Origin of the sequence: Thioalkalivibrio sp. ALJ3, assembly GCF_000377205.1 — a bacterium.
GTDB lineage: Bacteria > Pseudomonadota > Gammaproteobacteria > Ectothiorhodospirales > Ectothiorhodospiraceae > Thioalkalivibrio.
The window spans coordinates 295,985-310,842 of record NZ_KB897905.1 but is presented as its reverse complement, the minus strand read 5'-3'; the positions used below and the strand labels follow the sequence as shown (position 1 = coordinate 310,842).

The 14,858-nt window shown below is 66.4% G+C and carries 16 protein-coding genes, 2 tRNA genes and 1 other RNA gene; 14 read left to right on the top strand and 5 right to left on the bottom strand.

The features are described 5' to 3' along the window. Positions 1–16 precede the first annotated feature (16 nt). Together hslO and C935_RS0101550 are read left to right on the top strand one after the other, a co-directional pair. Positions 17–913 carry an Hsp33 family molecular chaperone HslO gene (gene hslO / locus C935_RS0101555; protein ID WP_018860757.1) on the top strand — a complete coding sequence of 299 codons (897 nt, stop codon included), beginning with the start codon at positions 17–19 and terminating at the stop codon, positions 911–913. A gap of 99 nt (positions 914–1,012) precedes the next feature. Continuing rightward, positions 1,013–1,429: a hypothetical protein gene (locus tag C935_RS0101550; RefSeq protein WP_018860756.1), complete on the top strand. Its 417-nt coding sequence runs from the start codon at positions 1,013–1,015 to the stop codon at positions 1,427–1,429. 13 nt (positions 1,430–1,442) lie between these two features. Here the strand turns inward: C935_RS0101550 and C935_RS0101545 are convergent, their stop codons facing one another. Then, positions 1,443–2,198 carry a molybdopterin-synthase adenylyltransferase MoeB gene (locus C935_RS0101545; protein ID WP_018860755.1) on the bottom strand — a complete coding sequence of 252 codons (756 nt, stop codon included), beginning with the start codon at positions 2,196–2,198 and terminating at the stop codon, positions 1,443–1,445. 163 nt (positions 2,199–2,361) lie between these two features. Here C935_RS0101545 and C935_RS0101540 point away from each other — a divergent pair, with 163 nt between their 5' ends. Then, on the top strand, positions 2,362–2,721 hold the full coding sequence (locus C935_RS0101540) for a hypothetical protein (protein WP_026278580.1): 360 nt from the start codon (positions 2,362–2,364) through the stop codon (positions 2,719–2,721). Between the two features lie 50 nt (positions 2,722–2,771). Here C935_RS0101540 and prmC read toward each other — a convergent pair whose 3' ends face one another. Genes prmC through hemA form a run of 3 tightly spaced genes read right to left on the bottom strand, consistent with a single transcriptional unit; the run spans position 2,772 to position 6,009 of the window. Then, entirely contained in the window at positions 2,772–3,629 is an 858-nt protein-coding gene (gene prmC, locus C935_RS0101535) for a peptide chain release factor N(5)-glutamine methyltransferase (protein WP_018860754.1), read from the bottom strand. After that, positions 3,629–4,714 (bottom strand): peptide chain release factor 1, encoded by a 1,086-nt coding sequence (gene prfA / locus C935_RS0101530; protein ID WP_018860753.1) that lies wholly within the window; start codon positions 4,712–4,714, stop codon positions 3,629–3,631. The genes prmC and prfA overlap by 1 nt, the downstream gene beginning before the upstream one ends. Continuing rightward, positions 4,711–6,009 (bottom strand): glutamyl-tRNA reductase, encoded by a 1,299-nt coding sequence (gene hemA, locus C935_RS0101525; RefSeq protein ID WP_018860752.1) that lies wholly within the window; start codon positions 6,007–6,009, stop codon positions 4,711–4,713. Before hemA ends, prfA begins: the two co-directional genes overlap by 4 nt. Positions 6,010–6,253: 244 nt before the next feature. Between hemA and C935_RS0101520 the strand changes: the two genes are divergently transcribed. The 11 genes from C935_RS0101520 (at position 6,254) to grxD (ending at position 14,029) form a co-directional block, all read left to right on the top strand. Further along, positions 6,254–7,972, top strand: coding sequence for a tetratricopeptide repeat protein (locus C935_RS0101520; RefSeq protein WP_018860751.1), 1,719 nt, complete (start codon positions 6,254–6,256; stop codon positions 7,970–7,972). A 44-nt stretch (positions 7,973–8,016) separates the two neighbouring features. Continuing rightward, positions 8,017–8,625: a lipoprotein insertase outer membrane protein LolB gene (gene lolB, locus C935_RS0101515; RefSeq protein ID WP_018860750.1), complete on the top strand. Its 609-nt coding sequence runs from the start codon at positions 8,017–8,019 to the stop codon at positions 8,623–8,625. Beyond that, complete coding sequence (gene ispE / locus C935_RS0101510; RefSeq protein ID WP_018860749.1) at positions 8,622–9,515, top strand: 4-(cytidine 5'-diphospho)-2-C-methyl-D-erythritol kinase; 894 nt, start codon at positions 8,622–8,624, stop codon at positions 9,513–9,515. The genes lolB and ispE overlap by 4 nt, the downstream gene beginning before the upstream one ends. Further along, positions 9,508–9,579: transfer RNA gene (locus C935_RS13250), tRNA-Gln, on the top strand. Before ispE ends, C935_RS13250 begins: the two co-directional genes overlap by 8 nt. Positions 9,580–9,721: 142 nt before the next feature. Then, positions 9,722–9,796 (top strand) — tRNA-Gln (locus C935_RS0101505). A 33-nt stretch (positions 9,797–9,829) separates the two neighbouring features. Next, a non-coding RNA gene (locus tag C935_RS12885) (RtT sRNA) lies at positions 9,830–9,954 on the top strand. 131 nt (positions 9,955–10,085) lie between these two features. Continuing rightward, the gene (locus C935_RS0101500) at positions 10,086–11,042 is read left to right on the top strand and encodes a ribose-phosphate diphosphokinase (RefSeq protein ID WP_026278578.1); all 957 of its coding nucleotides are present in this window, start codon (positions 10,086–10,088) and stop codon (positions 11,040–11,042) included. Positions 11,043–11,171: 129 nt separating this feature from the next. Further along, a complete protein-coding gene (locus C935_RS0101495; protein ID WP_026278577.1) occupies positions 11,172–11,873 on the top strand; it encodes a 50S ribosomal protein L25/general stress protein Ctc in 702 nt (233 codons plus the stop codon). A gap of 32 nt (positions 11,874–11,905) precedes the next feature. Beyond that, on the top strand, positions 11,906–12,526 hold the full coding sequence (gene pth / locus C935_RS0101490) for an aminoacyl-tRNA hydrolase (protein WP_018860746.1): 621 nt from the start codon (positions 11,906–11,908) through the stop codon (positions 12,524–12,526). Further along, complete coding sequence (gene ychF / locus C935_RS0101485; protein WP_018860745.1) at positions 12,523–13,617, top strand: redox-regulated ATPase YchF; 1,095 nt, start codon at positions 12,523–12,525, stop codon at positions 13,615–13,617. The genes pth and ychF overlap by 4 nt, the downstream gene beginning before the upstream one ends. Before the next feature lie 82 nt (positions 13,618–13,699). Further along, positions 13,700–14,029: a Grx4 family monothiol glutaredoxin gene (gene grxD, locus C935_RS0101480; protein ID WP_018860744.1), complete on the top strand. Its 330-nt coding sequence runs from the start codon at positions 13,700–13,702 to the stop codon at positions 14,027–14,029. A 106-nt stretch (positions 14,030–14,135) separates the two neighbouring features. Here the strand turns inward: grxD and rnt are convergent, their stop codons facing one another. Beyond that, a complete protein-coding gene (gene rnt / locus C935_RS0101475) occupies positions 14,136–14,822 on the bottom strand; it encodes a ribonuclease T (RefSeq protein WP_018860743.1) in 687 nt (228 codons plus the stop codon). Positions 14,823–14,858 lie beyond the last annotated feature (36 nt).

Here is a 14,858-nt window from a genome sequence, read left to right as displayed (position 1 = left end):
CAGGGCTGCGGACTCCATGCGTGAAACCGACACCCTGCACCGCTTCATGCTGGAGGAGGCTGGGGTGCGTGGCGAATGGGTGCACCTGGACGCCGCCTGGCAGGCCCTGCTGCAACGCCACGAGTATCCGCCGGTGGTGCGCGACCTGCTGGGTCAGGCCTATGCGGCTGTGGCGCTGACGGCCGCCACGCTCAAGTTCGACGGCTCGCTGATCCTGCAGGTGACCGGCACCGGTCCCGTGCACATGATCGTGGCCCAGGCCGATGGCCAGGGTCGGCTGCGCGGCTTGGCCCGCTTCCGTGAGACGCCGCCCGAGGATGCGACGCTGGCCCAGTGTGCCGGCGAAAACGCCCGGTTGATGCTGACGCTGGACCCGGGCGACGGCGGCGAGCGCTACCAGGGCGTGGTCGAGCTGGAGGGCGAGACCCTGGCGGATGCAATGAACGTTTACTTCGAGCGTTCCGAGCAACTACCCACCCGGTTGTGGCTGGCGGCCAATGGCCAGTCCGCGGCCGGGATGCTCTTGCAGGCGGTACCCGGCGAGGGTGGTCATGCAGTCACGCGTGATTCCGAGGACTGGAACCGTGCGAACATCCTGGCCGATACCACGAGCCCCGAGGAGATGCTGAAGCTGGATGCCGGCACGCTGCTCGGCCGGCTGTTCGCCGAGGAGCGCGTACGCCTGTTCGACGGGACCCCGGTCCAGTTCCACTGCCCCTGCTCGCGCGAACGGGTGTCCGAGACCCTGCGCGGCCTCGGGCAGGACGAGATCCGCAGCATCATCGAGGAGCAGGGCCGCATCGAGGTGACCTGCGAGTTCTGCAACGCGCAATATCACTTCGACCCGGTGGATGCCGAGGCCCTCTGCGCCACCCAGGCGGTCCAGCCGCCAACCCCTGACACGCGCCAGTAGCCGGGTTCAAATAAACCGGACACGGAATCTTCCCGCCGGGCGGCAGTCTTTGCTATAGAGATAGCAATGGCATCAGTGTTTCCCTAGCGGGGGCTGGTCATGTATTCCCGGCATACCGAGATTCCCACTCTGGATACCCGGCCCGGATGGCAGGTCGAGGCCCGCTATTACAACCAGGCGGCCCTGGCCCTGCGTCGGCTGGGCCCCGAGATCCGCCTGCCCCTGCCAATCCTGAAGCACCTGGACCTGATCCTGCAGCCGGATGCGTGGGTCGTGGTGGATCGCGTGCTCAACGACATGCCGGTGGTGGCCTGGACGGCCTTTCGCGCCGCCCATCGTCATAACCTGCATCGCCCGGTGGCCTGCGAGCTGCGCCTTTATCACTCCATGGCAACCATGGTCACCAATCGCGCCCTGGCTTGCATGGCCGACCGTCTGGCCGCTGCTCTGGCCCAGGAGGATCAACGTATCCCCCGTGGCCAGGTGGTCGCCTTCCGGCCCCGCTCCAGCGACTGACTCAGCGTCTTCGTCAGGCCCGGGCCGGACGCTGTGCGCAGACCGGGCAATCCGGATCGCGGCGCAGACGAATCTCGCGAAACTGCATGCTGGTCGCATCCACGATCAGCAGCCGCCCGCTCAGGGTCGGGAGCCCGATCAGCAGTTTGAGCGCCTCGGTGGCCTGCAGGCTGCCGATTACCCCCGGCAGGCTGGCCAGCACGCCATTGGCTGCACAGGTGTCCTCGTCCCCGCCGCCCTCGCCATACAGGCAGTGGTAGCAGGCGGCCCCCGGGTCGCGGTAGTCGAAGGTGGTGAGCTGTCCCTCGAAGCGGATTACCGCGCCGGAGACCAGCGGTGTACCGCTGGCAACCGCCGCGCGGTTGATTGCGCCCCGGCTGGCGAAGTTGTCGGTGCCGTCCAGAACCACGTCGGCCTTCGCGAACAGGGTGCTCATGGCAGGCACATCCAGGCGTTCGGCGCGGGTCTCGACGCGACAGTTGGGATTCATCGCCGCCAGGCGCCGCGCCGCGGACTCCACCTTGTCGCGACCGATATCCGCATCGGTATGCAGGATCTGTCGCTGCAGGTTCGTGACCTCGACATGATCCGGGTCGACGAGCGTGAGTCGCCCGACCCCGGCAGCCGCGAGGTAGGCGGCTACGGGCGAACCCAGGCCACCCAGGCCCATGATGACCGCGTGGGCCTCCTGCAGGCCCTGCTGCCCCTCGACCCCGACACCGGGCAGCATGATCTGGCGGCTGTAGCGCAGCAGTTCCGGGTCATCCACGGGGCGTTCTCCAGTGTGAATCGGGTCAAGGCTTAGTCACGTAGTACGGAAAAGTGTAACCGGCGTCACGCTCCTGGGGCGGCTCGGTTAGGAACCGTTCAGGAAGACCCCGTAATTTGGACCTTGGCAATTCTGCCAGTTGCGCAGTCCAAGGAGGTACACGATGAAACGCATGATGATCGCCCTGGCGCCGGCGGCGTTGCTGGTGTTTGCCCTGGCGGCCCCGGCGCATGCGGCCCAGCCGGTCTCCGGCTTTGTGCACACCGGTGCCGCGGCCTTCGACCCCGATGCCCTGCAGCATGTGCATCATCGCCCGGGCCATTATGGCGGCCCGCCGCATGCCCGCAGCCATCCCGGCTATCGTGGCTACAAGCATTCCAAGCGCTCGCACAAACGCGGGCGTGGTCATCATCACCGGCACTATCACAGCTACCAGCAGCACCATCATTACCACTACCACAGCCGCCCGCGACACCGCTCGCCGAGTGGCTCGATGAACCTGCATCTGCATCTGCCGTTCTAGGCTATACCCGCATCACACGGTTGGCCCCGGCGTTCGCGCCGGGGCTTTTTTTATGGGCGGCTTCCGATTGTGACGCGCTCGAGTTCGGCGGGGTCACGCAAACTCCGCACCTCGCGATAGCCTGCCCGCTCCATGCGGGCCCGAACGTCGCGGGCCTGATCAAACCCGTGCTCCAGGAGCAGAGGCGCGCCCGGGAGCAGGTGGAGGAATGCGGTGTCGATGATGGTGTACAGGTCGCCGAGCCCGGCTTCCGGCGCGGCCAGTGCCTCCCGTGGCTCGAAGCGCAGGTCGCCTCGGGTCAGGTGGGGGTCGTCGGGGTCAATGTAGGGCGGGTTGCTGACGATCACGTCGAAGGTGTCCCCGGGCTTGAGCGCGGCGAGCCACGTCCCCTGCAGGAAGGTCACGTCCAGCCCCAGGGTGTCTGCGTTCGCACGGGCCTGGCGCAGGGCGTCCGCGCTGCGGTCGGTGGCGACGGCCTCTATGGCCGGGCGTTCCGCCTTCAGCGCGAGGATGATTGCGCCGCTGCCGGTGCCCAGGTCCAGCACCCGGGGATGCGCGCGCTCGCAGGCGTCGATGGTCGCGATTGCCTGTTCCACCAGGAGTTCGGTCTCCGGGCGCGGGATCAGACAGGCGGGGGAGACCCCGAGATCGAGGGTCCAGAAGGCGCGCCGGCCGAGGATGTGGGCGATCGGCTCACCCGCCTCGCGACGCCGGCACAGGGTGTCGGCACGTTCGCGCTGCGACGCGGAGGCGACATCGAGCCCGCGGGCGATCAGGGCGCTGGTGTCGAGCCCGGTCGCCGCGCCGAGCAGCAGCCGGGCCTCGAGACCCGGCTCGTCCGATCCGGCCGCCTGCAGACGGTCGCGCAGCTCCCGCAGCAGGGCATCCAGCGTGGCAGGCGTTTCCATTACGCGTCCGCGAGAGTCGCGAGCTGTTCGGCCTGGTATTCGTGGATCAGTGGGTCGATCACCGGGTCGAGGTCGCCGGCCATCACCTGTTCCAGCTTGTACAGGGTCAGGTTGATGCGGTGGTCGGTGACGCGGCCCTGCGGGAAGTTGTAGGTGCGGATGCGTTCGGAGCGGTCGCCGCTTCCGACCAGGCTCTTGCGCTCGGCGCTCTGCGCGGCGTCCTGGGCCTCGCGCTCGGCCTCGAACAGGCGGGCGGCGAGGTAGGTCATGGCCTTGGCGCGGTTCTTGTGCTGCGAGCGTTCTTCCTGGCACTCGACCACGATGCCGGTGGGCAGGTGGGTCAGGCGGATCGCCGAGTCGGTCTTGTTGACGTGCTGGCCGCCGGCCCCGGAGGCGCGGAAGGTGTCCACGCGCAGGTCGGCCGGGTTGATCTCCGGCATCTCGACCTCGTCCAGCTCCGGCAGGATGGCGACCGTGGCCGCGGAGGTGTGGATGCGGCCCTGGGATTCGGTCTCCGGGACGCGCTGAACGCGGTGGGCGCCGGATTCGAACTTGAGTCGCGAGAAGGCGCCCTGGCCGGCCAGGCGTCCGATCACTTCGCGGTAGCCGCCGTGCTCGCCCTCGCTGGCGCTGAGGATTTCCAGCTTCCAGCCCTGTTGTTCGGCGTAGCGGGTGTACATGCGCAGCAGGTCGCCGGCGAAGATTGCGGCCTCGTCGCCGCCGGTGCCGGCACGGATCTCGAGGAACACGTTGGCGTTGTCGTGTGGGTCCTTCGGGATCAGATGGCGATGGAGCTCGGCCTCCAGCGCCTCGGTCTGTTCCGTCAGGGTCTCGATCTCGGCCTCGGCCATTGCGCGCAGCTCGGGGTCGTCCTCCGCGAGCATCGCGCGGGCCTCTTCCAGCGCGGCCTGGTTGTCGTGCCAGGCCCGCCAGGCCTCGGCGACCGGTTCGAGCTGGCTGTATTCCTGCGACAAACGGCGCAGCTGGTCGGCGTCCTCGGCGGCGTCCGGCGTGGCCAGCAGCTGCGCGATCTCGGCATGGCGCTCCGCCAGGCCCTCGAGCTTGGTGCGGAACGAGGCCTTCACGAACGGGGGCCGGATTCAGGGTCGTGGCCGGGGTCGTCTTCCGGGCTGGGCAGCTGGAACAGCCGGTGGGCGGCATCAAGCAGGCGCGCGTCGCCCTCGTGCGCGGCGGTGTTCAGCGACTTGCAGGGGGCGTGCATCAGCTTGTTGGTCAGGCTGTGGGCCAGCAGCTGCATGGCCTCTTCCGGCGACTTGCCGGCGCGCAGCATCGCCTCGGCCTTGGACAGGGATTCCGCCTTGACGGCCTCGGCGCGCTGACGCAGCTGGCGGATGCTGTCGACGGAGTCGCGGGCGCGCAGCCAGCGCATGAATTCGCTGGCGCGCTGGGTGATGATCTCCTCGGCCTGCGCGGCGGCGGCCTGGCGCGAGGCCATGTTCTCGTCGATCACTTCCTGGAGGTCATCCACCGTGTAGAGGTAGACGTCCTCGAGCTGGCCGACCTCGGGCTCGATGTCGCGCGGGACGGCGATGTCGACCATGAAGATCGGCTTGTGCCGGCGCTTGCGCAGGGCACGTTCCACCGCCCCCTTGCCGAGGATCGGCAGCGGCGCGGCGGTGGAGGAGATCACGATGTCGGCCTCGGCCAGGCGATCCGGCAACTGGTTCAGGCTGATCGCGTGGGCATCGAAGCGCTCGGCCACGGCCTGCGCGCGCTCCTCGGTACGGTTGGCGACGATCACCTGGCCGATCCCGTGGCCGGACAGGTGCTGCAGCGCCAGTTCGATCGTTTCCCCGGCGCCGATCACCAGTGCGGTCAGCGGCTTCAGGTCGCCAAAGATCTGGCGCGCCAGCGAGACCGCGGCAAAGGCCACGGAGACGGCGCTCTGGCCGATCGCGGTCTGGGTGCGCACGTCCTTGGCGGTGGCAAAGGCATGCTGGAACAGGCGCTCCAGCGAACGGCCCAGCGTGCCGGCGTCGTGGGCATGCTGGTAGGCCGTCTTCATCTGCCCGAGGATCTGGGGCTCCCCGAGGACCAGCGAGTCCAGTCCGCTCGCCACACGCAGGGTGTGGCGCACCGCGGAGCCGTCGTGGTGCAGGTAGAGGTAGGGCCTGAGTTCGTCGCGGTCGATGCCGTGGTAGCCGCCCAGCCAGTCCAGCACACGGTGTTCCGACTGATTGCCGCCCTCGCGGAAGTACACCTCGGTGCGGTTGCAGGTCGACAGGATCGCGGTTTCCGGCAACAGGACACCCGAGCGCAGCGAGTGCAGGGCCTCGCCGAGCTGGCTTTCGTTCACCGACAGCCGTTCGCGGATCGCGACCGGGGCGGTCTTGTGATTAATGCCAAGAGTGAACAGCATGCTGACGCTATTGTGCCGCAAATGCCCGGAAAAGGCCCCCAAAACATACAAGTCACCCGGGGTGCTTGTGCTTCCCGAGGGGAGACGTCCCTAGTGTACTGACCCGTGCCGTCCGTTACAGTGTCCAATTGGTGCACCACACGGTTAGTGGTCCGGAACCGTGGCGCGCGGCGGGCGTCCCAATAATGATGCACGCATTCGAGTCTCACCGTTCATGAAATGGAGCAGTCCGATCAGACCCGAAATGATTCGACCCCTTTTTGCGGCGCTGGCCGTGCTAGTGCTGGTGGGCTGTGCCCACATGCCTCTGGGCGCCTCGGAGGGCGAGGCCCCGGAGACGGATCGCCCCGTCATCCTCCCGATCATGCCGGCGCAGGACCCGGAGGCAGCTCTGATGCTCGGCGTGCTGGTGGGCGAGATCGCCGTGCGTTCCGGGGAATATCAGGAGGCGGCGCGCTATTACGGTGCCGCGGCCCTGATCAGTGACGATCCGGCGATCGCCGAACGCGCCACCCGCATCGCGCTGTTTGCCCAGGACCGCAACCAGGCCCTGCAGTCGTCCGAGCGCTGGCGCCAGTTGGCACCGGAGAGTCTGGATGCCCTGCAACTGTCCACAGTGCTGCGGCTGGACCTGGGCCAACCGGGTCCGGCGGCCGAGCAGATGGGCGAGGTCATCGACCTGCAGGCCGTGCAGGGGGGTGATCCCTATGCGGCGCTCGGAGCTGTTGTGGGCCAGACGCGTAACCGCGAGGCGGCGCTCGAAGCCCTGGAGAAGTTGACGGATCAACGCCAGGACGATGTCGGTGTACACCGTGTGTATGCCGAGGCGGCGCTGCGGTTCGCTCCGGGCGAGCCGGCACTGGAAGCGGCCACGCGGGGTGTGGAGCGGTTTCCGGAGTCCGTACCGTTGCGGTTGCTCCATGCCCGCGCACTGGACGAGGCGGGGGAGTCGGACGAGGCCCTGGAAGTCCTGCGTGCGACAGTGTCCGATCACCCGGAGAGTCGCGAGGCCCGTTTTGGCTATGCCCGTATGCTGGCCGAGCATGATGATCGCGAAATGGCGCGCGAGGAGATGGATCGCCTGGTCGAGCAGGATCCGGAGGATGTGCAGCTACTGCTGGCACTGGCACTGATGAATCTGGAGGCCGAGCAACTGGGGCCGGCCCGGACCTATCTGGAGCGACTGGATGCCCTGGGCGAGCGCGAGGACGACATCGCGTACTACTTGGGCCGGCTGCATGAGATGGAAGAGGATCCGGAGGGTGCGCGCCTGGCCTACGAGCGGGTCGATGGCGGGAGTCACGCGGACGATGCACGTCTGCGTGCGGCACGCATGACGTTCGAGATCGAAGGCGAGCCGGCTGCACGCGAGCGTTTCCAGCAAATGCAGCAGGGCCCGGATACGGAGCTGGCACGACGCGCCTATCTCGGCGAAGCGAACCTGTTGCGCGAAAAGGGCGAGTACGCGGCCGCACGCGAGCGTCTGAATCGGGGGCTGGTCCAGTTCCCGGGCGATACCCGCTTGTTGTACATGCGCGGTCTGGTTCACGAGCGCAAGGATGATATCGAGGCCGCAGAAGCGGACTTTCGCACGATACTGGACAACGATCCGGAGAACGTCGCGGCTCTGAATGCATTGGGGTACACCCTGGCTGATCGTACCGAGCGCTACGAGGAAGCGCTGGACCTGATCGAGCGGGCCTACGCGAAGGAGCCCGACGATGCGGCGATCATCGACAGCTATGGCTGGGTCCTCTACCGTCTCGGGCGGCTCGACGAGGCCGAGGATTTCCTGCGTCGTGCCTACGATCTTTCCGATGATGGCGAGATCGCGAGCAACCTCGCCGTGGTGCTCTGGGAGCGGGGTGAACGGGATGAAGCGCGCGCCATTCTGGAGGCGGCGCTGGAACGTGAACCGGATCACGAGCGCCTGCTGCGGGTGCGCGACGAACTCCTCAAGTGATGTTGCCTGGATCCCGAAAGTCCCGCGCACCCTCGTGGGCGGGAATGACCCGCTGGGCGTCGGGTATCGTCGTGACACTGGTGCTGGTCGGTTGTACGGCCCCTATGCCTCGCACCGAGCCCGACCCGGACACGCGTCAGGCATTCGACGAGCGTGCCGAGATCGTGAAGGCCTTCGACGAGTGGCGTCTCGCGGCACGTCTGGGACTTTCCACCGAGACCGAATACTGGTCCGCCCAGCTGAACTGGCGGGTGCAGCAGGGCCGCCATGTCCTCGACCTGTCCGGCCCGATGGGACGCGGGGGTGGGCGTCTGACACTGGCTCCGAACCAGTCAGCCGTGCTGGTCACGCGTTCTGGCGAGCACTACCAGGCCGAGGATCCGGATGCCCTGGTCGCCTACCTGACGAACGAGTCGATCCCGGTTTCCGGCATGCGCTACTGGGTGCGGGGATTGCTCGCCCCGGACGCCGATTACGAACTGGCGACGGACGAGGACGGCTTGCCTCGTCGTATCGAACAGTCCGGCTGGGTGATCGAATTCGGCGAGTTCGACGAAGTTGACGGCGTGGCGTTGCCGGTGCGCATGGATCTGGAGCGCGAGGGTGTGGAGTTGCGTGTGCGCATCGCGAACTGGCATTTGGCAACGCCATGAGCGGCCCTTTCGATGCGGCCTTTCCCGCGCCAGCCAAGATCAACCGGTTCCTGCATGTCACGGGTCGCCGCGCAGATGGCTATCACGAACTGCAGACCGTTTTTCAGTTTGTCGGACTGGCGGATTCGCTGCGCTTTGAACCGCTCGAGCGGGGGCGGATCGAGATGGCGGCTGGTGCCGTCGACGGGGCTGACAACTTGTGCCTGCGGGCGGCACGGGCGCTGGCGGACGCCAGCGGGGCGCCCCTCGGAGTGCGGGTACACCTCGACAAGCGCATCCCGATCGGAGGCGGCCTGGGTGGCGGGAGCTCCGATGCCGCGACCACGCTGGTCGCATTGAACCATCTCTTTGGTCTCGGCTTGTCGGAAGACGATCTGGCGACCCTCGGGCTTGATCTGGGAGCCGACGTTCCAGTGTTTGTGCGCGGCCGGGCGGCCTGGGCCGAGGGTGTCGGCGATCGCCTGGTTTCCGTGGAGCCGGATCTGGCCTGGCTGTTGCTGGTGGACCCCGGCGTTTCGGTGGCGACAGCCGCCATGTTTGGCGCAGCGGAATTGACACGCGACTGTCCCGCCGAGACAATTTCGCCCGAAATCGACGCCGCGCGCTTTCGTAATGTCTTCGAGCCGCTGGTTCGCCGGCAGTATCCCTCCATTGGCGAGGCACTGGACTGGATGGGCGGGCAGACGAAGCGTGCGCGTTTGAGTGGTACCGGGGGCTGCATTTTCGGGATGTTCCCGAGCGAGTCGGCCGCGCGCCAGGCGCAGTCCGCACAGCCCGTGTCCTGGCAAAGCTGGGTGACGCCGCTGACCAATGTGTCGCCCTTGCGGCAGTGGCTTCCGCGTGGCGCGGCCGGGGGCGAAGGTGCCGAACAAGAAGCAATTGGGCCGTAGCCAAGCGGTAAGGCAACGGGTTTTGATCCCGTCATGCGCAGGTTCGACCCGAGCGGCGTAGCCGCGAGAGCACGCCACCGCAGGTGGCGCCCGAAGGGTGGCGCGTAGCGCCATCATCCTGCCGGCCCGGATCGGCGGCAGCCGATCCGCCATCAGGTTCCGGAAGTGGAACCCGGGCAGGGGCGAGGCAGGCAGTAACGAGTAATTGGGCCGTAGCCAAGCGGTAAGGCAACGGGTTTTGATCCCGTCATGCGCAGGTTCGAATCCTGCCGGCCCAGCCATACAACGAGACCCGCGGCGCTTGCCGCCGCGGCACCGGCCAAAGGGCCGGCAGGATGAGAACCGGGTTCGACTCGAGCGGTGTAGCCGCGAGAGAACGCCGCCACTGGCGGCGGCCCGAAGGGCGGCGCGCAGCGCCGTAATCCTGCCGGCCCAGCCATACAACGCGGGTGGTGATGCTGGATATCGCCACCGCGCCATACACCACAGACCCCGGCGCCACGCCGGTGTCTATATCTGGAGCCAGGTGACCCGTTCACCCGCTCCGCACCACTCAGACCGGACGAAACCGTGGTCGACAAGAGCCGAATGATGGTCTTCGCGGGGAACGCGAATCCCCGCCTGGCGCAGAGCGTCGCCGAGCACCTGGGCCTGCCGATGGGCAAGGCGATTGTAGGGCGCTTCAGCGATGGCGAGGTGCAGGTCGAGATTCTGGAGAACGTGCGTGGGCGCGACGTCTTCCTGATCCAGCCGACCGGGCAGCCGACCAACGAGAACATCATGGAGCTGGTGATCATGGTGGACGCGCTGCGTCGCGCCTCGGCCGGCCGCATTACCACGGTGATCCCGTATTTTGGCTATGCCCGCCAGGACCGCCGGGTGCGCTCGGCGCGGGTGCCGATCTCGGCCAAGGTGGTCGCGAACATGATCGAGGCAGTCGGTGCCGATCGCGTGCTCACGATAGACGTGCACGCGGATCAGGTGCAGGGCTTTTTCAACGTCCCGGTGGACAACATCTATGCCTCGCCGGTACTGCTGGGCGATGTCTGGCGGCATGTCTCCGGCAATCTGACCGTGGTTTCGCCGGATGTTGGTGGCGTGGTGCGGGCCCGTGCGATTGCCAAGCGTCTGGACGATGCCGATCTGGCGATTATCGACAAGCGGCGCCCGCGTGCGAACGAATCCGAAGTGATGCACATTATCGGCGACGTACGCGACAAGTCCTGCATCATTATCGACGACCTGGTGGATACGGCGGGCACGTTGTGCCAGGCGGCCAGGGCCCTGAAGGAACATGGAGCGGCGTCCGTGAGCGCTTATGCCACGCACCCCGTGCTTTCTGGTGCGGCAATTGATAACATAAACGGTTCGGCGCTGGACGAGCTGGTGGTGACCGATACCCTGGCACTGCAGCCGAATGCCCAGGCCTGTGCGAAGATCCGACAGTTGTCGGTGGCGGAGATGCTGGCCGAGACTATTCGCCGGATCAACCGCGAGGAGTCGGTCAGTTCGCTGTTTGTAGATTGACGCGTCGTAGATTGACGCGTTGTGGACTGACGCGCAGGGCGTTCCGGCGTCACGATTTCGGGGGCTTGACCCCCAACCTCACGCCTCATCTGGTCGCGGATGAGGCGTGTTCATTTGGAGAAAGCAACGATGAGCATGAGTTTTACCATTGAAGCCGAGAAGCGGGACGAGCAGGGATCGAGTGCGAGCCGCCGCCTGCGTCGCGCCGGCAGGCTGCCCGCCATCCTGTACGGGGGCGACAAAGACGCCCAGGCAATCACCCTCGATCACAACGCGATGGTGCACAACCTGAAGCATGATGCCTTCTACTCGCACATTCTGAGCGTCAAGCTCGGCGGCAAGACCGAGAAGGCGATCCTGCGCGATGTGCAGCGCCACCCGTTCAAGCCGACCATCTATCACGTCGACCTGCTGCGAGTCTCCGCGAACCAGCCGATCCGCGTGCACGTGCCACTGCACTTCCACAACGAGGAAGAGTGCAAGGGCGTGAAGCTGGGTGGCGGCATGGTCAGCCGCAGTCTGAACGACATCGAAGTCGAGTGCCTGCCGGGCGATCTGCCCGAGTCCATCGACATCGATGTGGCCGAGATGGACGTCGGTGACACCATCCACATCTCCGAGCTGACCCTGCCGAAGGGTGTGGAGAGCGTGGCCCTTATGCATGGTGAGGATTACGACTACGCCGTGGTCAGTGTCCTGCTCCCGCGCGCCGCGAAGGCCGAGGACGAAGAGGGCGAGGAAGTCGAAGCCGCCGAGGCCGAGGGCGCCGAAGACGAGGGTGGCGAAGAAGCCGCCTCCGGCGACGAAGGCGAGTCCGAGGGCAAGGAATAAGCCTTACGGCCGTTCCTGTACCCTTCTGACCTATGGCGATTCGTTTGATCGTCGGGCTGGGCAATCCGGGCCCGCGTTATGCCGAGACCCGGCATAACGCGGGCTTCTGGTTTGTGGATGCCCTGGCCCGTCGTCATTCCGTCGAGTTCCGCAGCGAGAGTCGCTTCGACGGTGAGGCGGCGCGGCTGACCTTGCCCGAGGGCGACTGCTGGCTGCTCAAGCCCATGAGTTTCATGAACAAGAGCGGTCTCCCGGTGCGCAAGTGTGCGGATTTTTACCGTATACCGCCGGAGGAAATCCTGGCGGTGCATGACGAGCTCGACCTGGACCCGGGTGTGGCGCGTCTGAAGATGGGCGGTGGGCACGGCGGCCATAATGGGCTGCGCGATCTGCATCGCCACATGGGTGGGCCGAATTATGCGCGTCTGCGCGTGGGTATCGGCCATCCCGGGCACCGCGACGAGGTGGTTCCGTTCGTGCTGGACCGTCCCGGCCGGGACGATGCGCGTGCGATCGAGGATGCCATCGATGCCGCGCTGGACCAGGTGCCGGCGCTGATTGCCGGGCGCTGGGATGAAGCCGTACGTAATCTGCATGGCGGCGGGTCGAAGTCACCCGGTCGCAAGAAATCCGAGGACGAGGAAGCCCGATGAGCCTGAAATGCGGGATCGTGGGCCTGCCGAACGTCGGCAAGTCCACCCTGTTCAATGCCCTGACCCGCGCGGAAATCGCCGCGGAAAACTATCCGTTCTGCACCATCGACCCGAATGTGGGCGTGGTGGAGGTGCCGGATCCGCGCCTGGCGCGGCTGACCGGGATCGTGAAGCCCGAGCGTACGCTGGCCACCACGGTGGAGTTTGTTGATATTGCGGGCCTGGTGGCCGGTGCCGCGCAAGGTGAGGGGCTGGGCAACCAGTTCTTGGCCCACATCCGCGAGACCGACGCGATCGCGCAGGTCGTGCGCTGTTTCGAGGATGACGACATCGTGCACGTGGCCGGCAAGGTCGACCCGCTGGCCGATATCGAGACCATCAGCACCGAGCTGATGCTGGCGGATCTCGAGACCACCAACAAGGCGCTGACCCGCCTGACGCGCGCGGCGAAGTCGCAGGACAAGACCGCGATTGCGCAGCTGAAGGCGGCCGAGAAGGTCGCGGACGGCCTGGATCAGGGGGTCCCGGCGCGAGCCCAGGACCTGGACGAGGACGAACGCCGGCTGCTCTATGATCTGCACCTGTTGACGATCAAGCCGCTGATGTACATCGCCAACGTCGACGAGGCCTCGCTGGCCGGTGGCAATGCAATGGTCGAGGCCGTGCAGGCCCGGGCGGCCGAGGAGGGTGCCGAGGTGGTCAGCGTCTGTGCGGCGATCGAGGCCGAGATTGCCGTGCTGGACCCGGAGGAGCGGGCCGAGTTCCTGGCCGATCTCGGGCTCGAGGAGCCGGGGCTGGACCGGGTGATTCGTACCGCCTATCGGCTGCTGGACCTGCAGACGTTTTTTACCGCCGGCGAAAAGGAGGTCCGCGCCTGGACTGTGCGTCGGGGTTCCACCGCGCCGCAGGCCGCGGGCGTCATCCACACCGATTTCGAGCGCGGCTTCATCCGTGCCGAAGTAGTGGGCTATGACGACTTCGTCGCGAACAATGGCGAGCAGGGTGCGAAGGACGCCGGGAAATGGCGCCTTGAGGGCAAGGAATACCTAATGCACGAAGGCGACGTGGTACATTTCCGCTTCAATGTCTGAGCGTTACACTGCGAATTGATTATCGGGCGTGGCGCCGCGGGTGCCTCGCCCTGTTTTGCACCGAATCTTTGGGAGTACTTCGATGGACGTAATGGACCGCATCCGCCAGCAGGTGGAAGACAATCCGGTGGTGATCTTCATGAAGGGCACCCCGCAGTTCCCGATGTGCGGCTTCTCCAGTCGCGCGGTCGAGGCGCTCAAGCGCTGTGAGCAGGAGTTTGCCTACGTCAACGTGATCGCCGACCAGGAGGTTATGCAGAACCTGCCGCGCTTCGCCGACTGGCCGACCTTCCCGCAGGTCTATGTGGATGGTGAGTTGATCGGTGGCTGCGACATCACCCTCGAGATGTTCGAGAACGGCGAACTGAAGAAGGCGGTCGACGAGGCTCACGCCAAGCGCGCCGCAAGTTAAGACTTGTGCTGCGGCAGCCCGTGGGGCTGCCGCATACCCCGGAACCGTCGTCACGAGGCCCCGTCCGGGGCCGTGGCGATCTGCGTGATGTTGTCCCGAGTCGCGGTCAGTTCCCCGGCGGGAGTTCTTCCGGGTCGGGCAGGCGCAGCGCGTTTTGTGGGACCCCGACCCCGTCCTGCCAGCGGTTCGCGATCTGGCAGAAGATGTCTGCCGTCTTTTCCGCATCGAATGCCGCGCTGTGGGCGGCCTCCGTATCCCAGCCGAGCCCTGCGGCATCGGCTGCCCGTGCCAGTACCGTCTGGCCGAATGCCAGTGCGGCCAGGGACACGGTATCCAGACTGGAAAACGGGTGGAACGGGTTGCGCTTGATCCCGCAGCGTTCGGCGGCGGTATGCACGAAGCCGAGATCGAAGTGGGCGTTGTGTCCGACCAGGATCGCCCGTTTGCAGTGATTGATCTTCACCTCCCGCCGGACCTCGCTGAACAGCCGGCCCATGGCCTGATCCTCGGGGTAGGCCGCACGCAACGGGTGGTAGGGGTCGATCCCGTTCACCTCCAGCGACTTCGGGTCCATCTCCGACCCTTCATAGGGGCGCACGTGCAGGCTCACGGTACGGTCGCGCACCAGGTGATCGTTTTCGTCGCGGCGCAGGAATACCGCCGCGACCTGCAAAAGGGCATGGCGGCGGCAGTCGAAGCCTCCGGTCTCGACATCCACGACGACGGGCAGAAAGCCGCGAAATCGGTTTGCCATGGGGCGGTGCTGCGGGTCCAGCTGGACGGGTTCGGCCATCGGTGTACTCGGTCCTGAATGGGGTCGGCGGGCGCT